Here is a 22,480-nt window from a genome sequence, read left to right on the forward strand (position 1 = left end):
AAACTTCTTCTAAACTTCTTCTAAACTTCTTCTAAACTTCTTCTAAACTTCTTCTAAACTTCTTCTAAACTTCTTCTAAGTAAGTATATTTACTAAATACTACTTTTAAATATTTCTTCTTTTTAAAAACCTCTCCGCTAATCTACTTCAAACTTTTATACCCATAAATAAATCAAGACTAGAAGAATACAGTTTAAATTAAAAGCAAGCCGCCCGAAGGCGGCCGACTGCGATTAGGCAAACTTTGCAAATGGCTCATCAATAGGAGTTTTTGCCAAATGGTTGGTGTAGTTACTGATAGTTTTTTGCGCCAAACCTAATAAAATCTCTAGGATTTGCTTGTTTCCGTAGCCAGCGTCATAAAACTTTTGAAATTGCTCATCGGTTAAACAACCGCGAGTATTCATGATCGCCAAAGTTGTTTCACGAAGTGTTTCTAACTTAGCAACAGGAATAGGTGTACGCTCACGCAATGCTGTGATAATTGCTGCGTCAACGCCCATCATGTGTGCAATTGCAGTGTGAGCTGGTACACAGTAATGACATTCGTTTTCAACGTTAATTGTCATCCAAACTACCGTTAACTCTTCAGCAGAAAAGCTAGTTTCTTGAAATTTGACGTGCATCATTTGATAACACTCCAAAGTTTCAGGAGATTCAGCAAGTACTGCCGCCAAATTAGGGATCATTCCAAACATTTTTAACGCATTGTCCAGGAAAGGCTTAGATGCTTCTGGAGCGGTTTCTTGAGTGTATAAAGTAAATTCAGCCATGTTAATCTCCAATAGAACGGCAACATTACATATGCTAAAAAATTAAAAATAATTTTTAGCATCTATAAAAAGAAATAAAAAATAAGAAAAACCAACGGTATTAATATTTGAAATCGATAAAGCAATATTCGGAATCTAACGGAAACCGAAAAACGTTTAAAGTTCCAGAAAATTCTAACAATATATTTTCAACTTCAATAATTCGGCGCAGAAATCGAACAAATCACCCAAAATCTCACACCATTAAAACTAACCGAATTAAAAATAACTTGTGTAACAATTAAATACTTTTTAATTACGCTTAATTTTTCAAAATTAAAAACTGCTTTTTCAACCAATTTTTGAGTAGACGCACTCGGCAGAACATAGCTATGGAAACTCTGATTAACCTAGAGTTTCCAGCGACACAAGGATGTGTCGCCAATTTCAAGAACCGTAAGTGATTGAAATTGTGAAGAAATTGGAAATCGCATTTTCAATTTCTGTGCTCTGATTAAATCATGGATGAGTTAATCAGAGCTTCCTATAAGTTTAAAAGCCATTTCGATTATCAAAAAAATTGAGCAGAACATTCAATGAATTACAGCAATGTAACTCTATAATGTAGCTCTATTTTGAGCCGTACTGATTTCAATCTTGTGACGCCTAATCACATATGAGTTCATCCGCGAATTTTTCAGCTAGCGTTAATTCACTGGATAATACCGACAAATCAAGTCTTTATTGTCGATCCTGGAACAATTCTAACGATATTTGCACGTTTTAGGTGAGTTAATATCAAGAACAATCTGTTCATAGAAACAACATTGTCCTTAAAATTGAATTAAATAGTGGTTAGATACGTTGTAAATTCTCTTTTCGGCACAACCTTGCCAAGGCACTACTTTACAGCTTTGTGATTTACTGCCGAGTTCGTTGAAAAATTGCGATTGGCATAGATTTTTTTTATCTATTTGGTAATTAAAAACCACCAATAAAGCATGTTTAAAACTTTTTTATGATGCACAGATCGGCATTGATAAAAACCAGCACTGTTTCTCTAAAAGTTTGCTCGAGTGTTTGCCACAAAAAATTCAAACGCTTTATCCAAGGAAATAAATCATGACCTCAACCTTAAATTATGCACAACCACTAACCTTCCCAAATGGTGCTCAACTTAAACACCGAATTGGTTTAGCGGCACTAACCAACCTGCAAAGCCCAGAAAAAGGCAAGATATCAGAAGAAGAAATGCGCTGGATGCGTATGCGAGCCGAGGGTGGCTGCTCGATGATCATTACCGCTGCGACCTACATTACACCGAGCGGTCAGGGCTTTCCCGGACAAATTGGCATATCGAGCGACGAACAATTACCGGGCTTAACCGCCGCCGCTGACATGATGAGAGCTAACAATGCCATGGGTATTGTGCAGCTGATCCACGGTGGCATTCGCTGTCCTGAAACCATCACCGGCATGCAACCTGTTGGCCCATCTGACGATAGCGAAACAGGCGCGCGCGCTTTAACATTGGCAGAAATTGATACCATAAAATCACAGTTTTTAGACGGCGCCAAAAGGGCACAAAAGGCCGGTTTTGATGGCGTAGAAGTTCACGGCGCTCACAACTATTTATTAGCGCAATTTCTAAGCCCAATTCACAATCAACGCACCGATCAATACGGTGGCAGTATCGAAAAGCGTGCGCAGTTGTTATTAGAAATTACTGCTGAAATACGCGACGCCTGCGGTCCAGATTTTGTGGTGGGTGTGCGTCTATCGCCTGAGCATCACGGCGTAATTTTGGACGAAACCGTCGCCGTTTATAAAATGATTATCGAGCAAGGCGTTGCTGACTTTATTGATATTTCTATGTGGGACGTGTTTAAAGAACCTGCCGACGAAAAATTCCAAGGCAAGTCTTTGCTTTCGTATTTCACCGATGTGGATCGCGGCAATATTAAACTGGGTGTGGCTGGTAAGCTCTACAACGCTCAAGACATTGCCAAAAGTATCGAACTTGGTGCCGACTTTGTTCTTCTGGGTCGCGGTGCTATTTTCAATCATGATTTCGCCAGCCAAGCATTAGAAAACCCAGATTTCCAAATGGTTGAACGCCCGGTGTCACGGGAATATCTCGAAAAAGAAGGCTTATCTGCGCCCTTTATCAACTACATCGCCAACGCGTGGCCGGAATATTTGACCAATCCCTAAGCAGTCTGTAACGGCGGTGAATACTATTTAGGAGCCTCTGATTAACTCATCCCTGATTTAGTCAGAGGACAAAAATTGAAAATACGATATCCAATTTTTATACAATTTCAATCAGTTACAGTTCTTGATATTGGCAACACAAGGATGTGTCGCGAGAAACTCTCGCTTAATCAGAGTTTCTTTTAATATTTCTCAGTGCGCCGTCTGTACATCCAATAAATGCTATACATCTAAATGGCCGTGTTTATCTCGGCCATTTATTTTCAAACCCTGCCTAAAACCCGCAATAAAATCCTGCCTAAATAATCAGGTACCTAATTATCTTACTCACATCAAAACAGCCCAATCCCACTTTTCTTACGGCCCTCCAATGATGAGAAAAGCCAGTAAACATCGTAGCCTTGCTCATTAGTGAAGAATAAAAACACTTCTACCTGTTAGCTACCAAACAGCTCAAAAAACCTGTAACAAACTTTCAGGTTATGCGAATTAAGTCTATCTGAATTTATATTAGATATATTAGAATTAGAAATATTGGAAATACATTCGCAAAAATCAATATGAGATCAGAGTTATGGCCGATATCGTTATTCTAGGCGCCGGTTTGGGCGGCCTGCCTATGGCATACGAAATGAAAGACCTAGCGGGCCCCAAAGACCGCATCATCATCATCAGCGATAAAGATTATTACCACTTCATACCATCAAACCCTTGGGTTGCAGTCGATTGGCGCAAGCGCGAAGACATTACCGTTGATATCCGAAAACCACTTAAAAAACGCAAAATCGAATTAATTATTGGCAAAGCCATACAGGTTCATCCCAACGATAATGTCGTTGTCTTAGAAAATAACGAATCCGTTCACTACGATCACCTCATTATTGCCACCGGCCCAAAGCTCGCCTTCGACGAAATTCCAGGTCTTGGCCCAGAAGGTTACACACAATCGATTTGTCATATTGATCATGCAGAAGTTGCGCGCGATAAATGGTTAGAATTTGCCAAAAATCCAGGGCCAATTATTGTTGGTGCGGTTCAAGGCGCCAGCTGCTTTGGCCCGGCTTATGAAGCTGCTTTTATCATGGATAAAGACCTACGAAATCGAAAAATTCGTGATCAAGTACCCATGACGTTTGTTACCTCCGAACCCTACGCTGGACATCTTGGATTAGATGGCGTTGGTGACAGCAAAACCATTATGGAATCCGAGCTGAGACAAAGACACATCGACTGGATTTGCAACGCCAAAGTAGAAAAAGTTGAAGACGGAATTATGCACATCATTGAATGCGATGATTTAGGCATGGAGAAAAAACGTCATCAATTACCCTTTAATTATTCGATGCTTTTACCAGCATTTACCGGTATCGATGCCGTAAAAAATGTTGAAGGCTTGGTTAATCCTCGCGGATTTATTGTGATAGATGATTACCAACGCAATCCAACCCACCAAAATATTTGGGGCATCGGCGTTGCCGTTGCCATTGCCCCCAAAAAACCAACCCCGGTTCCAACGGGCGTACCTAAAACGGGATTTATGATTGAAAGCATGGTCACTGCCACGGCTCACAACATTAGAGCTTGTTTAGATGGAAAGACACCTTCTAAAAAGGCCACCTGGAACGCGGTCTGTTTAGCCGACATGGGAGATACTGGAATCGCATTCGTAGCAATGCCACAAATTCCGCCACGTAACGTCAGCTGGATGAAAGGTGGAAAATGGGCGCATCTCGCCAAAATTGGCTTCGAAAAGTACTTCTTACACAAAATTAGAAGTGGTGTGAGCGAACCAATTTATGAAAAATTCCTAATGAAATCTTTAGGCATCGGAAAAATAAAACACGACTAATTACTGTTAAAACCTCTGATTAATTCATCCATGATTTAATCAGAGGTTCCTATAGGTTAAATTATCCAGAAATATTTTCTGATAAAAACCGACTCATTTCTCGCATTACATCAATTAAGTCATCTTTATCAACGAAATGATGGTTTGCCTTTGGATAAATTTTTATTTCATACGGCTTTTGCAAATGCTCCAACATTGCCTTCATGCGATAGGTCTGCTCAACATCTACGGTAACGTCTTCTGCACCGTGCATTAAATAAATAGGTTTAGTTAAGTGCTCAAGGCTGTATAACGGTGAAATCGCTTTTAATGAATCGTAATCCTTTAATGAATCACCCACCTGCTCACGGTACCAGTCAACCGTTCCACGTCTTAAAAAATGGGCATTTAAATGTAAATTTAAATCGCTTACACCCGATACAGATACAGCACAATTAAATAGATCGGGATAATCAATGACTAATTTAGACGCTGCATAACCGCCGTAGCTAAACCCGATAATACAGGATTTTTCAGCATCAACTTGCGGGTTTTGCATAGCAACGCGGGTAGCTTCGATAATATCTTTTAAAATACCGTCGCCCCAATGACCAACACCTGCCTCTTCAAATTCCTGCGAATAACCACTAGAACCGCGATAATTAACTCTTAAAACGGCATACCCTTCATCAACCAGATATTGCACGTGAGAATTAAAATAGCGATCGTCATGAACGCCAAATGGCCCACCGTGAGGATAAACAACGAGAGGGTACCTATTTTTTCCCTTGGGCATATTCAAAAAATACGGTATTTCTAAGCCGTCAACCGATACTGTACCCTCTACTAAGGTGTTTTTAGTCTTGCCAACTAAATCGGGAAAGCGACTGCCTAAAAATGTTTGTTTTTTGGTGGTTTTATCATAAATAAAGTAATGTGGCGGCTCTTCGTGAGTAACACGATACCCAACCTCATGACGACCATCCCCTTTTACATTAATAACTAGGTTCAGCTCAGAGGATTCGGTATTACGAGTATTCAGCGAATCATCATCAAAATACTCAAAATCGATAATACCGTTTCGTAACACTTTTACGCCGTAGTATTCGTCTTGATCGGGATCGGTGACAAAATCTAAGATTTGATAGGAATCGGTTTGATAGAATAATTTATGCTCTTGTGTTTCAAAATTTACCAAATACACCGACTTTTCAATATCTTCGTTTAAATCTAAACAAAAAAATTCATTTTTATTTTTGGTTATTGCAATGGGTAAAAACAACTTATCGTCTGTTGCATTTTTTTCGCTCCAAGCATGCACTATCGATAACTCGTTGTTTTCTTTCACGGTACTAATAGCAAGTTTAGAGTCTGTTGTTACCGTTAAAACTGCCGCTGGCTCTGACTTCTTAAAAAACCACCGTATTGCAAACCCAGAGGCAGATATCACTTCGTTTGCTGGCACAAATTGACCGCCATCAATACGTGTAAGCTTATTAAGTGGTTCGCCGTAATTATTGAGCTTATCAATTTCTAGACGATAAATTTTAGAACTGGCACCTGGCTTAGAAAACAGAAACACACCCGGCTCTTCAACCAGCGGATTGACTAACCGCCCCGATGATCGAACACTTTTCACTTCTAGATTTTTAGAATCGGTCGCAATAAGTTTGGCATTATTTTTGGGAATTTTAACAATTAATAATTCGAACTTTACTTTGGTATCGTTTAAGCGGTAAGTACCTTCTCGAATTAAAGTGTATTGCACGGCCAAATGATCGTCATCGAGCCAAAATAAGTCTGAAATTGTACTGTCTTGAGTATCAAAGGTTTTGGTATCTAATAATTTTATGGATTCTTTTAGGTCGATACTTTTAATAGCAATCTCTTGTTCTTCACCGGAAAACGACAGCAATGCAAGCCATTTTCCGCTTGGGCTCATCTCTACCGTCGCAAGTCCTTTTTCTGGGAAAAAATTTTCTATTGATAAAGCCTCAGCATTCAACCATTGAGTTACGAACATGAAACCTAAAAAAATGGCGATCTTGATATTCTTCATTACTGTAATTCCTCATAAAAATCATCTCTGTAGCCTAAGCCAATTCTTATAGGATCGGTAACCGACGCTTTGCTTAAAGCTGTGGTTAACTCAGGTAAACTTTGTGAGAATCGATTCATGAGCTCAGCAGCGATTGAGTCTTCAGATCGATCTTGATGAATATTAAGCTTACCTAAATAATTAATGTAATTTTGTTTAATACTCCAACGCCAAATGATTCGACCCGACGTATCGTATCGAAAAGGTAAATTAAATAAGGGCGCATTAACCTTCATGATTTGGTATAGCCCTTCGGGCAACTCGATAACATAATAACCATCTTCGACATCTTTTAGATCGAGGGTATAGTTGACTCGTTGACGGCGATTAATCGTAAATTCGTAATTTTCGGGATTCTTATCTAATTTCGATAGTTCTATTGAAGGCGCTGTACCACCTGCCGAAATTTCTAATATGGCAAAAGCTTCTTTTGTATTAGCAAATTCGTATTTATCTAAAGGGGTTAGCAGCAGAGGTTTATCGGCACTAAAGGCTTTTAAACTGAGCAATAAGAATATTAATAATGATGTTAGCGATACCGATGTTCTAATCATGAAATTTCTTCGCAATTCTTCTATAAGTAGATCTGTCTATAAGTAAGTATTGTCTAAATGTGAGTACTGTATATTTGGTAAATATTTCTAAACCGAATCTTCAAAATAATATATTCAAAAAAATATATTTAAAACACAAAAAGATGTTTCGCCAACTTTAGGAACAGTAAGTGATTGAGATAGTGAAATGAGTGAAATCACGCTGTTTATTTCTGTCGTTTATCAGAGGTTCTTTTAATACGCATAAGGTAAGTCTTGGCCTTACAAACCTGGTCATACAAACCTGGTCTTACAAACTCCGCAAAATATTTAAGTGCAAATACCTCGTATAAGGTCGCACTAGGTTTATACGTTATGAATTTGTATAAAAATCAAAATATTTCCACCTTACACAAGACTTAACACTAAAGTTTACTTGTTGAAAACCCGAATTCAATAATTTATCCAAGAATTACAGCTTAACAACGGAAAGTGTGAGACTAAAACACGGAAATTATGCTGGCAAGTCTGCTCTTAGGTTCAAAGCTCTTCAATTATCGATATAATGATTCATCATCATAAAATCCTACACACCAATACTCTGGCTCATCAATCAGGAAGAGCTTTCAAATTTATGGAGTAAAACCTTGGGAATATTGCACCTACACACGTACAAATACCTCAAACGTATCGCTGTTGCTGGAGTACTTCTAACACTTTGGGGATGTGAAGCAAGCCGGGTAAATATGAGACCCGCACTGGACCACTGGACTCCGGTACCCGCCGAAGAAGGCGTGGTTGTCGCGCGAATTATTGATATCACCGACAAAACCTTACCCTTCAACCAGCTCACACTGGTTCCTGAAAACGTTAACGCATCAAAGGAAGAGAAATTCGAGAGACTGCTTGCCGTTACACCACGGCCAGACACTTCCAGTGTATTTGCCTCGTCAGTACCACCGGGTAAATACGCAATCAACAGTGTAAGGACTTACTTTTCCAGCAACCAATGGTGGTATGACAAAGCAGAATGGCCCGAAGCTAATCTGGGCACCTTTGAAGTTAAGCCCGGACAGATTACCGATTTGGGCACCCTCGTGGTTTATCCCAAAGTGAACGGCGAGCGTTACAACACCATTATTTTCCGCCTAAACGACTATCCCGCGGTGGATGCATTAACCACCTATCTGCCCTTTTACAAACACAACCCTGAGCTCACCAACACCTGGGATGAAGATGGTCTAGAAAGCGATCGGCTCGATACTTATATCGGCGCGGCGCAAAACCCAATCAGTTTTGCCGATACCTACACCAACGCCCAAGGTACCACCTATTTTCCAAGTCCACTTGGCATCATGATGGTTCGTGATAACCAAGGACAATGGAGCCTAGACGCGGTAGAAACCCATTACACGCTCACGGCCATTGCAGAGAACAGCGTCGGCGATTTATTTGTGGGCAGTGAAGAAGGTCAGGTTTTCTGGCGCAGGCAAAACTCACCTTGGCAGGAAGTATTTCTGGCGCCCGGTTTAAACATCGAAAAATTGTATTTCGATAACGAGAACGAAATTACCGCAGTAGCCAGTGGTATAGATTCTATTGAGGTTTATCGAGGCTCAGTAACAGATGCTAATTTCAGTTGGAAAAAAATCAACGCGTTTAATACGTCTACAGGTTGGGAAAATAATCCGAACGACCCTGATTATCCGGCCACCTCTATACCAAGAGCAATTTTAAAAGCGCGCTTCTATGAATACGACGGCGAATCGTTTTTAACGCTGACCTCCATTAAAAACGCAGGGGATTTAATTCCAAACAATACTAAGAATGAATACTTCCAATACGATCCTAGCAATTGGAAGGTCACCAAGTTAGACAAGCAACCTCAGCTATCCAGCGTGGTGCAAGCCGGCAACCAAAAACTCGGCATCAAACAACCGGGCTTCTGGAGCTTCAGCCAAAAACCCGATTACTTACGTTACGACGAAGCGACACAAAGCTGGTCTGAAATGGCTAAGGGTGTTTACTGCCCGGCTTGGGGCGAAGAATTTGATGAGAAAACTCACGGCGATATTTGTCGTAAAGAAACCGCGCCTGCAACTTCTGCCAAGAAAACCATTAAGAGTTTCGATCTGATCAGTGTGCCTTGGTTTATCGATTCTAAAACCGGTGTTGCGTTAGTTAATTTCCGTAAAAATAACGCTTGGACCGGCGAATCATCAAATACCTTTAAAATGGTTGAAACTAACAACGGCGGCGCTAGCTGGTCATTAACCAGTCGCGAACTACCAAAACCTTACTGTTTTGATATCGTCAACGACGTGCAAGATACGCTACTACTCTCGTGTAACGGCGCCACCGGCGATTTTTACGAAAGCGATGATCTCGGTAAAAGCTGGAAGCACGTTCGAGAACACCAAAACCTTTAATGTCTATAAAGCTCTGATTGGCTCTTTAATGATTTAATCAAAGTTTTCTATAGATATTCACCCACAAAAAAGCCGCAACTCGTGCGGCTTTTTTGTTTTAACGTTTGATTGCTTTAAAGGAAACTCTGATTAACTTAGAGTTTCTAGCGACACAAGGATGTGTCGCCAATTTCAGGAACTGTAAGTGAATGAATTTGTGAAGAAATTGGAAATCACATTTTCAATTTCTGTCCGCTGATTAAGTCATGGATGAGTTAATCAGAGGATCCTAAAGTCTTAAGAATAAAGGAGGCTAAAATATCAAGCCTTTAAGTGTCGAATCTGCTCCGCAAGCTCGCTCAATTTTTCGTGGGTTCTAAGATCAATATCCAGTTTCTTGTCCATGTTTTTCATCAAAGGCACAAGGCTGTTTTCAATGGTTGCCGACAAAGCCTCGAAAACCTGCTGAATTCCGGGCGTAGGTTCGTTAACAATATTAACGCTAGGCACACTACTTTTAACATCAAGTTTTTCCAGTATTTGGGACAGATTTTTACTGAGTGTTTTCGACAGCGTCGTTGCCATATCGGTATTAGCACTGTTCGAAGATTGTTTTTCTAACAATACGTTTAACGCCTGAACAGAAGCCACCAAGTCATACAGCTGAACAACAATTTTATTGCCCGCATCTTGATCACCCTCACCCATCGATTTATTACGTTGGAATTCAGACTTAATTTGCTGCCAACGTTGCTGCTCTTGCTCGGTTAGCGTTTTACGTAATTCTCCCAACTTTAATAAATTCGCTTCGGCGCCGGTGGTTAACAATTGCGCCTCACCAATATAATGATCGCGAATCATTTGTTCTAACTCTTGAGCATTCATGACCGCAGAAATTTTCTCGGTCATTTTATTCATATTGCGATAACTACCCTGCAATTTAAACGCAGGCTCTGTTCTGTAGCGATCATCTTGCGCGGCAGAAGCAATGTATTGCTGGTTAACCGCAAGCACCACTTTTTGCACCACCAACATTTTTTTCAGTACTTCCACAATCTCATTAACCTCGGCGCCACTGTATTGATGCTCCAGATCACTGGTTGCGACCGCCACACCTTTGGCCATATCAATAAGCTTGTAAATATCGCCCATAGCGCGTAACGCTAACGGCGCAAGTACAGGGTTGGAAGTTAACGAGTTCTCAACATAACTCAACGCAAATTGCTCATCCATGCCGCCAAGAATATCGCCCAAATTATAAATATCTGCCCGGTTGGCTAACATATCTGGAATTTTAAAGACTTCACCGGATTCGGTATAAGGGTTGCCCGACATAACCACACAGAATTTTTTGCCGCGCATATCGTAGGTTTTGGTTTCGTTTTGCCAAACACCTTCAATACGTCGTGTACCGTCACACAAAGAAATAAATTTTTGCAAAAATTCGGGATTCGTATGCTGAATATCATCCAAATACAACATAACGTTATTGCCCATTTCTAACGCTAAGTTGAGCTTAACCAATTCTTGGGCGGCGGTGGCATTACCAGCTTGTGACGGGTCTAAAGAAATAACCGAATGACCCAACGATGGACAGTTGATTTTCATAAAAATCAAACCCAAACGACTGGCCACATACTCCATTAACGTCGTTTTACCGTAACCCGGTGGCGAAATCATCATTAACAGGCCCATAAGATCGGTGCGTTTCTCCGCACCCACGGTGCCCATTTGCTTAGCTAAGTTATCACCAATCACCGGTAAATAGGCTTCATTAATTAAACGGTTGCGAACAAACGAGCTTAATGGCCGTGCCTTAAATTCGTGTAAACGTAAACCTTTACGCTCTTGCTCAATAAGTTTTTGGCGAAGTTCTAGATAACGATGATAATCGGGAATAACTTGTGATCGGTGTTGTTGATTGATCGATAGAAATTCATCCAAAGCAAAGTGCAGTGTTTGATTTTTAATTTTCACATGTTCACCGAGCAGATTTTCTACAGAAACCTCGGTGTTGAAATCAGAAATGACAATCGACAAATCAGCCTGCGTAATAAAATAGACCGCGGCTTCTTGAATATAGCGTTGTAAATTAACCAGCTGATGTTTGCGCACAAAAGCCTGCAACCAGTTATTGGCGTAGGTCCACTGTTGCAATATCGATAAATGTTTTAAGGTTTGACTAAACGCTTGATAATCGTCTGAACTTAATTTGCGTTTAAACTCATCAACCAGATAACCGGCTTGTTTACTGGCAATAAACTCGGTTTTATCGGCTGCTAAAACATCAATTAAGAATCGAGCCGCTTCGGTTAAACTAATTTGATCGGTAGAGCCCGTTGTTTTATCAAACACCACCAACATTGCTGAGCTAATTTGTTCGGTAAGTACGTCTAATGCACGCTGGTCGTTAAATAAATTAGCAATAATTTGTGCGGTGCTTGCTTCTGATTGCCACGTTGAATAAATATAGGCATCCGGCGAGTTTAGCTGAGTATTCATTACCGTTGTATCTTGGTTTAAATAAAACCAATAAAACTGTGCAAAGGCACGAGATTGCGGAGCAAACTTTAGCAATCCCGCATTTTTATAGATTGGTAATATTTTAACTAAAATATTTTTGGCATCGGTATCGTGAATGCCCTTTTCGTAGCCTTCTTTGTACTTCGAATTGGAATACTCTTTAACAACACTTAGAAGTTCTTCGTTTTTCTTTTGTAAATCGTATAACGACTGTAGCGATAACTCGGGTGAGTTTTGATAAAGTTCGATAATGGAATACGCCAGATATTCGCCGCGATACAACTGCGCGGTTTCTGACTCTACCGACATACTCCAAAAGCGTTTTAATTGATTTAGCGATTCGTCTTTAATCAGTTGATAATAATTTGTTCCCGTAAGATGGAAATACAAAGATTCTTCTCGCGGTAAGATCGTTAAATCTAACTCTTGAGTATTTACCGAAAACTTGTGACGTGGCCCCAGTTTAATGATGTTACCGCCAGATTCATAAATATCTGACTTATCTCTAAGACCACGAATGGCTTGTTCTTTTACCGACTTATATTTTGCATCAATATCATCAGCTTTTACGGCTTCGTCTAGATCACGTAATTGATCGCCAATTTCGCGAACCTTAATGTTTAACGCATCAGACGCAAAATAGGTGTTCAGTTCATCGTTATTGTTGAATTTTAGTGAGCGTTTTTCGATATTAGCGAGCATACGCGTTGCTGCGTCTGCCAAAGACTGAGCACGTCTTTGACGCTCTTGAATCAGCTGTTGTTTTTGCGCCTCGAAGGATTCGTAAACCTCTTCTCGCTTCGATAATATTTCGGTAAGAAATTCATCAAATTCTCCAAATTGACTTTCTAATTCTTCTAATTGCACCAGAATACGCGATAGTTGCTCGTCACATTTCTCTGGCGATGTTGCCAAACCTAAAGCATTAGCAATACTTTGCGAAAACAACTTAAATTGCGCGGCAAATTGTGCTTTAGCTTCGGCTGAACCTAAATTTTTACCTTTATTGCGCGCATTGGCTTTACATTGGTTGAGTAAGGCATAAATTTGAGAAATACGATCAATAATATCCGTACGTACGGTTGCATCATCTATTTTTAAGGTCGCCATGAGTTCGGACAATAAATCCAAACCAGACGCTGTATTTTCAACCTTCTCAATAACCGGATTCAGTTCTGTTACGGTTTTGGCCGTATCGATGGCAGCTTTGTATTCGTTAACCAATTCTGTGTAGGGTTCAAAGGCGTTGTCTTGAACCAAAAAATCCACGGTTTTGTTGTTCACAACCTGCTCAAGCTCATCAAGCTCATGTGTTAACTGATCAACCTTTGAAAGATCAATATAACGCAGTTCGCGAACCGAAATTAAACGGCCACGTTGTGTACGAATGGCTTGCAAACATTCGACAAAATCTTGCGCCAAATGCCAGTTATCCGGCGTTGCAGAAATAATGAGCTGTTGTTGTTGCTCTTTTAAATCGGCCATAGCTTTGGCAGATTGCGCGCGAATACTTTGGACTTTTTCGAACTCGTCCAAAACCAAATCGGCTGTCTGTGCAATTTCTTTTAACAGATTATCGATTTCACCTTGTAGAAGATCGGCAACCCAGTAGTAGTCGTCAAAAATCTTTAGAGCGGCTTTTTTGAGCTCTTCGTAAACCTTGCTTGATGGCTGTTGACCGGCAATTAAGCGCGCGACGCTATACAAATCAGAAATACCACGCACCAAATCGGCATTACCGATTTTACCCAATTCGGACTGATGATTTTGATCTCGGCTCGCGTATTCGGCGCTGGAAAACGACGTACTCCAAATTTGCATGGGATGTAAACGCGTAGGTTCGTTTTCGGCGGAGAAAATAACAATGTGTCCGTCATCGGCTAAAGCATAACCGTGACCATAAATGGGATTTTGCAGTTTTTTATCAATTAAATTGTAAGAAAAAAGCCCTGCCAAACCTTCTACGGGCTCGTAAAAAATAAATAAAACATCTTCACCGTTGGGCGAACGAATGGAGCGTTTAAACATTAAGCCCGTACTGGGTTGATCAAAAGTCTTGTACTCACCGGTATTAAGATAATAACCACCGGGAAATATTAATCCGTGATCTTCCGGTAACTGAACACAAGACTGACCAATAGCGTCGAGCCGCTGAACCTTTTCGGTGAGGCGGTTAAATACAAAATAACGCGTTACGGTTTCGCGATAAGGTAACACTTTTAATAGAATTAAATCACCAACCTGCGCGTAGGCAATACTTGCGTCATTCAGTGATTGAGACTTTTCTTGAACCGATTCTTCGTAAATACCCAAACCTGTTTCAGTATTATTTTCAACTTTAACGGTGAAGGTTCCGCCAATGGTCTCAATAAATAGGGTATTTAAAATATTAATATGCGGATGACGCCCCTGAATAATATCGTCACGGCTCGATTCCACCCATTCAAAGTCGTACCTAGGTGGTAACTGCAAATCGCGCTCACCGCGATTATCGATGTATTCTTTAACGGTGCCATCAGGATTTAATGCCCAGCGAAACACACGCACATCTTCAATGCGATCGCCAATTTGAAAGCCCGCCAACAACTTGCCGTTGCGCGTAGTCAACTGAATAAGTTTGGTGTTTTTGTAGTAACGATAAAGTTCGTAAAAATCGCTGGAAAAACGCGAATCGGTAAGAAAGGTCTTATCAATGGAGTTTTCAACAATATCGTAATTACCATTGTTGTTCTCAACACTGAATAACGCAAATACGTCGTTAATTTCGGTTTCTTTTTTAAGCCCAATAAAAACGTTATAGCCAAATAATAATTGCGCTCCAACTTGCACAATATCACGCGCAATACAGTTATTTTCGGTTCTTACACGTACACGACCAACAACCGACATATCCGATGCACCAAACTCACTGGTGCGAGCTTGGTTAAGTTGCGATGTTAACGCGTTGAGCTTACCGGCTTGATCATTTAATCGTCTACGAATAATTTCGTAGGCGCCGCCTTCGGCTACTGCTGTATCAACTGAGTTATCGGAATTTGGTGAAACAGACGTGCCTTCGGACATAAACAAATCCTTGCGAAATTGAAGACTTAAAATCGCTTTGGTTAACTCTTCCTAAGAATAAACAAAGCATAGCTATTGAAATATTGGCGCAGCGTTATGAGCTATTTTTCGCCGTTGTCAGCATTTTTAAAAATAAGGACACTTTCTTGCATCAATTAGGCTTGCGTCAATTAGGCTAGTGTCAATTACTTGTGTAAATTAGCTTTGCACAAATTAAAAAACTCTGAATCATTTATGGCTTAAAACATATCTTAAGCGACGTGCAATTTGGAGTTATCAAAGCCGCAAAGATTTAGAAAACCCAGATTAAACTTGAGTTTCCGGCAACACAAGAATGTGTCGTCAACGTCAAGAACCGTATGTGATTAAAATTGTGAAAAAATTAGAAATCACACTTTCAATTACCAACATCTGATTACATTGTGGATGAGTTAATCAGAGGCTCTTAAAGTATTTTTAGATGTAACCATTCAAAGATAAGGCACTAGTACAAAATCAAAAAACCAGACCTTAAGAACCCAAGCCTTAAGAACCCAGGCCTAAAAACCAGCCCAACAAATTACCGCTGGACTGGCGCTTAAAGATTAATTGTCTTCTTTATTAGATGCTTTATTGTCTAAATCGAGTAATGGTTTACCGCTAACCACACGATCAATAATTGAACTGATTACGCCGCTCTTGTCTGCCAAACCGTCGATAGCTTTACCGATGGATAAAGACTTAGCAAAGTTGTTAAAGAAGTGATCTTCACCGCCAACGATATCGATTTTGGCTTTCTGAAGTGCCGTTGCCAGTACTTCGGCATTTTCTTTGGCAATCTCTTTACCGGCTTCAATAGAAGCAAGAGCTTCTTTAAGCGCAGTTTCAAGGCCCATACGAAACTCTTCGTGTTTACGAGCTTGTTCGCTCATGGCGTTCATGGCGTCGAACTTATCAACCAAACCTTCGGCCTCGGCTTTAAACATTTCACGGGTAACTTCTGCATTGGCCAAACCAAGCTCGCGCTCAGACTCGGCTTTAGCCTTACCTTGGGCAGCAATAACATCGGCCTGCGCTTTACCGGTACCCAATAAGGCGTCCGCTTCGGCGTCACCTTTCGCGCGAATTACATTGGCTTCGGCAATACCCATTTTCTCATCAGCAATGGCTCGGGCTTCTAATACCTGCGCATCGGCAAGACCGCCTGCGGCGCGTTCTGCTTTCAAGCCTTCGGCCAGCTTGATTTTGGCATCGGCATCTTTGGCAGAGGCCTCTAAACGTGCTTCTGCAAGCAGTTTAATTTCTTCGGCTTTGTGCTTCGCCGATACTTCTTCCGCTTCTGCGGCCTTAATTTGCGCAATCTTCTGTTCTTCTGCTTTCGCTTCGGCGGTTAACACGCGTGTTTGTTTAGCGCGCGATGCCTCAGAAACTTCTCTAACTTCCTTGATGCGTTCTTCTTCAACGGCCACGGTCTTATCAACCATAACGCGTTCACGAATCACATTAGCAATTTCTTTACGCTCAATTTCAACGGCTTTTTCGGCTTCAATGCGTTGAATTTCTACTTCACGTTCGCGAGCAACAATTTCTAGGTCGCGAGCACGATTGACTTTTTCAACTTCAATCACCACTGCACGCTGACGATTTTGTTCGGCGACCTCGACTTCACGTTTCAGATTTTCGGTTTGTACGGCTAGGTCTTGATCCACCGAAATTTTCGCCGAATCCGATTTTAAACGCTCTTCTTCTTGAACTTTTTTGGTCTCTGCTTCTTCACGGGCTTGAATGGTTGCGATTTCACGTTTCTGCTTAGCTTCTGCATCGGCTTGTTGACGCTCTAATTCAAGCATTGCTTCTGCGGTTTCTACATTCTTTTTCTTAATCGCCAACTCTTGGTCACGCTCAAGAATATTGGTTCTGATATTCTGCTCGGCAGTTAATTCGGTAATCTTTTTGATACCTTCTGCATCGAGAATATTATAAGGATCAAGCGATGATTTAGACGTTTGTTCCAAATAGTCGATCGCAACGTCTTCTAATACATAGCCATTTAGATCATTACCGATAACTTCAATAATTTTTTCGCGAAAGCCTTGGCGATTTTCAAAGAGCTTCACAAAATCGATTTGTTTACCTACGGTTTTTAACGCCTCAGAGAACTTTGCATTAAACAATAAATTTACCGCGTCTTTATCGGATGCGCGGTTCGCACCAATAGATTTAGCAACCTTTAATACGTCTTCGGTGGTTTCGTTCACACGTAGATAAAAAGCAACGGTAATGTCAGCACGCATATTATCGGCACAAATCAGCCCGTCTTTGCCTCGTCGATCAACCTCTAGGGTAATCAACGAAATTCGCATAAGCTCCTTTTTGTAAATAATCGGAAATACAAATGCGCCGGTAAAGTGAACCTTGGGGTGTTGCGACATATCGTTAACAATTAACGCTGTACCCTGTTCTACCTTGTAATAAAAGGATTTAAAAAATATTGCGATAACAATGAGAAATCCAATCACACCTGCAATCGCGATCAAGATCGGAAGAAACTGATTTAAATCAACCATAGGATGGCTCCATTTCCTAATTTAGATAGGTTTTAAACACTTGTTGTTATTTTAAATAATGGCCATTACAAAGCTTGTACGTCGATGCTTGAACTACGAACGAAACTCTGACTCACGAACCACAAGATACGCGTTTTGCTCTTCAAGATAGTCTAAGATAACCACTTTATCATCGTAAGCAATATCATTAGGCTCAAAACAGCGAACCTTTAAAATTAATCCTGCACCGGAGTCGTCTAATAATGCTTCACCATAATTCGCATCCACTCTTGAAGTTCTAACAGAGGCAATCATACCAACAATTTTTTTGATGGTTTTTTGCTCACCCGGAACAAAATATTGCTGAAAGGGACGCAGCACCGTTGCGGTTGCAATCAACGATACCAGCACTAAAACGACCACTAAAGGCAGTGAGACGAGAGTACGTATAATCCCCTCGGGCAGTAAGCTCACGAAAAAATAAGACACATAATAAGAAATTAACCAACCTATTAACGAAGACAAGGTAATAGTAATGGTAATGGGAATTCCAGAAAGGCCCAATTTTCCTAATAAACCGCCCAGAACCTGGCCTATTGAACTATCGGTACCAGCAGACTCACTTCCTGGAATATCCACTTCCATGCTGTCAAAACCGATGACACCAACAAATGTAAGCAGCCATATACAAACGGATACTAATAGGAAAAATGTAAAAAATACCGTTGGCAACGACAAGATATTGTCATAGAAAGGGGCGAGATTGTCTGAAAATAACACAGCGAACATTATTTTCTCCTTGTCGAAAAATCCAGTCGCACGCTATCTAACACTTTCGAATGACAACCCAAAGATCAGCAACGCAAAGTTATGTATATCGTGCAATATTATTCAGTTCTTTAGTGACACCTTATTGAAAAATAAGAACTTTATCTTATAGGAAAGAAGGTAAGGAGGGAATTAAATTAGCATTAAAAACCACACATTTAGACTATAATCGATATCTAAATGTTGACTAAGAAAACTCTTAAAAAAGCGTTGCTGAATACACGAATTAAACAAAAATCAAATTTTTACCGCGTAACTTGTCAAAAGTCTTTAAATTCTAAAGAATTGCTAAAATTATGGTATTGGGTGTAAAACTCGGATAAATGAATAAATTAGCTTGAGATCAATCATCGCTATATTGACGAGCAACTAAAATGGTAATCGATTTTTAGATAATCATTAACGATGGAATCGTTATGTGTTTCTTATATGCGGCCTTAGAAGTAACATTGCTATTCAACAGTTCTTTTAAAAAGCAACGCTTTAAAATTAGCGATTTAAAAAATAATGCGACAGAAAACACACTTCGAGAAAAACACCCCGCAAATACCTACCTCGGATTGAATATAATCAACAACGCACAACGATAGGAATCTCGAATTCTATCTACCCTGATTTAATCAAAGATTCCTACAGCTTGTAGATCCATGTAAAAATTTAGGCTTTACCCATTTTGTTGAGTTGTTCTGCGATTCTTTTTCCCTGATATTTCGCCGTTGCAAGATCAATCTCATGAATTTGTCCATCAGGACAATAAGCCACAGTACCCAGTTGGCATCCCATGCGGTTAATACCAAAATCGCGATAACCCGGCGCAGCATCTATTCCCATCCACAGCATACCGTGCTGGCAAGCGAAGGTGATTAAATACTGTAACGTGCTCGATTGATCGCCATTGATTGCGCTGCCGCATGTAAAACCAGCGGCTAGTTTTCCCGACCATTTCTGGTCACACCACAACTCACTGGTTGCATCTGCAAAGGTTTTAAACTGCGCAGAAACACTACCCATGTAGGTTGGTGATCCAAAAACAATAGCATCACATTGTGAGAGCTCATCAATTACGGCATTATTAGCGTAACGACCCTGTTCGATTTCAGAACCCACAATTCTATGTTTATAGATTTCTGTACCAGCTACCGTTAGAGCGCCGTCTATAACAGCGTTAGCCAGGGACTCGGTAATGTCGGTTTTCGAAAAATAAATAACACCTAAACGCATTTTCTTTCCAAATTCATTTGTTAACAGATTTAGATTATTCAGATATTACGACAAAAATACACTCGCTACAAAGTGGTTGTTCTCCAATCGTAATCCATTTGTCGAGCGGTTTTTTGGGCCAATTGCAAATTGGCCAATCGCGATACTAAATGTAAACTCATATCAATTCCGGCAGAAATACCGGCCGAGGTTACAATCTTGCCCACATCCACCCAACGCACCGACTCTACCACCGTCACTGTCGTATAATCTTGCTTAAAATCGGCTAGGTCTTCCCAATGAGTGATAGCAGAAAGCCCGGCTAACAAACCAGCCTCAGCTAAAATAAAAGCCCCCGTGCAAACCGATGCCGTAATCTTGGTATTTTGAGAGACGGCTTTTACCCATTCAATAATCGTTTGATTTTTAACTTGCTGCGTGTGCACGCCGCCGACAACGATTAACACGTCTATCGGCGGATGATTGAAAATTGAATAATGCGGGTTAACCGAAAAGCCTCCGCGTGCGGGTACCGGCTGGCAATGTTCAGAGACCAGAAAAACATTAAAAGTGTTACCAGAATCAGCGATGCGGCTAGCGGTAGAAAAAACCTCAAACGGTCCAGAGAAGTCCATAACTTCGGCTTCGGGATAAATATAGATTCCAATATTCATAACCGCTTACTTACTTTATACATGGGTTATCAATATACAAGAGCCAAAACAAAATTCAATAAACTCTAAGAGCCCATTAAACTATAGGAACCTCTGATTAACCTCTGAGATCTGCCATAATATCTCGTCTGTAAATAAAACGGTTTGATCATGAAACAACAAACACTGAACACCAATGGTTTTGAAAAGTATCGCAAGAAAACTCGTAAGGAGATCTTTCTTGAGCAAATGAATCAAATTCTGCCATGGGCAGAATTATGTTCGGTGATTGAACCCTTTTATCCAAAACCTTCTAAATCTGGCGGTCGCCCCACCATTGGAATCGAACGTATGTTGCGTATCCATTTCCTCCAGCATTGGTTCGAGCTTTCCGACCCCGCAGCAGAAGAAGCTCTCTACGATATTCAGTCTATGCGAGCGTTTGTGGGGATTGATTTAAACCAAGAAGCTGTTCCGGATGAAACGACTATTTGTAAATTTAGACACCTCATGGAGAGCCATAATTTAGGTGAGGAATTATTTCGATTAGTAAATGTTTTCTTGGCTGAAAATGGTCTTACATTAAACCGTGGCACCATCGTTGATGCCACAATCATTGAATCAGCACGATCCACCAAAAATCAAGGGAAACAACGCGATCCAGAGATGAGTTCCACCCAAAAAGGAAATCAATGGTACTTTGGATTAAAGACTCATATCGGTGTGGATAGCCAGACCAAACTCATTCATTCCGTGAAAGTAACGACAGCGAAAGTTCACGATTCTCAAGTATTAGATAACTTATTGCATGGTAATGAGCAGAGAATTTACGGTGATAGTGCCTATGCAGGCCAGAAGCAACGAATTCATTCTATCGCACCGAACGCGAAAGATTTTACGCATAAAAGAGCGCATCGTAACCGGCCTTTAACAAACAAAGACAATCAAGCCAATCGATACAAATCCAGCATACGACCAAGAGTTGAACATTTATTTTCGATACTCAAATGTCAATTTGGTTATCAGAAGGTGCGTTATAAAAGTTTGAAGAAAAATGCAGATGCCATAATGACTAAGTATGCATTGATAAATATTGTGGTCGCGAAACGCTATTTATTAGCGCTGTAATCGATACTAAGGAAGGGAATACCAAAGACATTTCTAAAAGGTTTTATTTTTATATTAGATTATTCATTGATAAACGGTATTCTCAAATAATAATCTAAATATTTTTAGGTTAATCAGAGGTTCCTATAGGAAACTCTGGTGGAGAATTTATTTGGCTTTATAGACGGCGTTAAAATTCCAATCATCAAAATACTTAGTAAAAATCTTTACAATATTCCTGGCATCATCAATACCTCTGTGATGAACGCCTTCCAACTCGAAACCTTCACGATTTAAAGCGGCCTTCATTCCCGCGGGACGTCGCATGCCCTTAATTTTGCCATATTGATGCTTGAGGCTAATATGTGAATTCGTCCAAGACGCATCAAGACCATGCAAGTCACAATCGTTTTTAAATTGAGTTCGATCGTAATTGCCCCAAGAACACAAAATATATTCTTCTCCGTAGCTTTGAATCCATTGTTTAAACGCTTCTATAGCCACGGGGAATGGTTCTGCTGAATTCACATCATCTTGGATAATGGAAGTCAGCTGAATACAAAATTCAGATAAAACAGGATTAACTGTTGGTTGAATAAATTGGCAGAACTCGCCAAGAACATTCAAATTCGAATCAACACACACCGCACCTATCTCGATGGTTTCATTGGGTGTAGTGGTTTAATAATCTCGTACCAGCTTGTAGGGTAAACTGCCCCAAACAAAGGAACCTACAAATGGCCTATAA

General features: G+C 40.4%; 13 protein-coding genes. 4 read left to right on the top strand and 9 right to left on the bottom strand.

The window, feature by feature from the left end:
• Positions 1–233 precede the first annotated feature (233 nt).
• Positions 234–773 (bottom strand): carboxymuconolactone decarboxylase family protein, encoded by a 540-nt coding sequence (locus tag ACYQ28_RS18070; protein WP_460052495.1) that lies wholly within the window; start codon positions 771–773, stop codon positions 234–236.
• Positions 774–1,874: 1,101 nt separating this feature from the next.
• Here ACYQ28_RS18070 and ACYQ28_RS18075 point away from each other — a divergent pair.
• Both ACYQ28_RS18075 and ACYQ28_RS18080 read left to right on the top strand, forming a co-directional pair.
• A complete protein-coding gene (locus ACYQ28_RS18075) occupies positions 1,875–2,966 on the top strand; it encodes an NADH:flavin oxidoreductase (protein WP_460052497.1) in 1,092 nt (363 codons plus the stop codon).
• Positions 2,967–3,540: 574 nt separating this feature from the next.
• Positions 3,541–4,815, top strand: coding sequence for an NAD(P)/FAD-dependent oxidoreductase (locus tag ACYQ28_RS18080; protein ID WP_460052498.1), 1,275 nt, complete (start codon positions 3,541–3,543; stop codon positions 4,813–4,815).
• A gap of 61 nt (positions 4,816–4,876) precedes the next feature.
• On the opposite strand, the gene ACYQ28_RS18085 is transcribed toward ACYQ28_RS18080, so the two are convergent.
• Positions 4,877–6,853: an alpha/beta hydrolase family protein gene (locus ACYQ28_RS18085; protein WP_460052500.1), complete on the bottom strand. Its 1,977-nt coding sequence runs from the start codon at positions 6,851–6,853 to the stop codon at positions 4,877–4,879.
• The gene (locus ACYQ28_RS18090) at positions 6,853–7,446 is read right to left on the bottom strand and encodes a hypothetical protein (RefSeq protein ID WP_460052501.1); all 594 of its coding nucleotides are present in this window, start codon (positions 7,444–7,446) and stop codon (positions 6,853–6,855) included. The genes ACYQ28_RS18085 and ACYQ28_RS18090 overlap by 1 nt, the downstream gene beginning before the upstream one ends.
• Before the next feature lie 626 nt (positions 7,447–8,072).
• On the opposite strand from ACYQ28_RS18090, the gene ACYQ28_RS18095 reads away from it, so the two are divergent.
• On the top strand, positions 8,073–9,854 hold the full coding sequence (locus tag ACYQ28_RS18095; protein ID WP_460052502.1) for a hypothetical protein: 1,782 nt from the start codon (positions 8,073–8,075) through the stop codon (positions 9,852–9,854).
• Positions 9,855–10,154: 300 nt separating this feature from the next.
• Here ACYQ28_RS18095 and ACYQ28_RS18100 read toward each other — a convergent pair whose 3' ends face one another.
• From ACYQ28_RS18100 to ACYQ28_RS18120, 5 genes are all read right to left on the bottom strand, one after another.
• Positions 10,155–15,419 (bottom strand): DNA repair ATPase, encoded by a 5,265-nt coding sequence (locus ACYQ28_RS18100; protein ID WP_460052504.1) that lies wholly within the window; start codon positions 15,417–15,419, stop codon positions 10,155–10,157.
• Positions 15,420–16,003: 584 nt separating this feature from the next.
• Positions 16,004–17,965 (bottom strand): hypothetical protein, encoded by a 1,962-nt coding sequence (locus ACYQ28_RS18105; protein WP_460052505.1) that lies wholly within the window; start codon positions 17,963–17,965, stop codon positions 16,004–16,006.
• Positions 17,966–18,058: 93 nt separating this feature from the next.
• The gene (locus ACYQ28_RS18110) at positions 18,059–18,733 is read right to left on the bottom strand and encodes a DUF1449 domain-containing protein (RefSeq protein ID WP_460052506.1); all 675 of its coding nucleotides are present in this window, start codon (positions 18,731–18,733) and stop codon (positions 18,059–18,061) included.
• A gap of 696 nt (positions 18,734–19,429) precedes the next feature.
• Positions 19,430–19,993 (bottom strand): flavodoxin family protein, encoded by a 564-nt coding sequence (locus ACYQ28_RS18115; RefSeq protein ID WP_460052508.1) that lies wholly within the window; start codon positions 19,991–19,993, stop codon positions 19,430–19,432.
• A gap of 65 nt (positions 19,994–20,058) precedes the next feature.
• Positions 20,059–20,646, bottom strand: coding sequence for a DJ-1/PfpI family protein (locus ACYQ28_RS18120; RefSeq protein WP_460052509.1), 588 nt, complete (start codon positions 20,644–20,646; stop codon positions 20,059–20,061).
• A 150-nt stretch (positions 20,647–20,796) separates the two neighbouring features.
• Between ACYQ28_RS18120 and ACYQ28_RS18125 the strand changes: the two genes are divergently transcribed.
• Positions 20,797–21,753, top strand: coding sequence for an IS5 family transposase (locus tag ACYQ28_RS18125; RefSeq protein WP_460164737.1), 957 nt, complete (start codon positions 20,797–20,799; stop codon positions 21,751–21,753).
• Between the two features lie 147 nt (positions 21,754–21,900).
• Here the strand turns inward: ACYQ28_RS18125 and ACYQ28_RS18130 are convergent, their stop codons facing one another.
• On the bottom strand, positions 21,901–22,392 hold the full coding sequence (locus ACYQ28_RS18130; protein ID WP_460052510.1) for a 3'-5' exonuclease: 492 nt from the start codon (positions 22,390–22,392) through the stop codon (positions 21,901–21,903).
• Positions 22,393–22,480: the final 88 nt, after the last annotated feature.

This window comes from Sessilibacter sp. MAH1 (assembly GCF_054658315.1).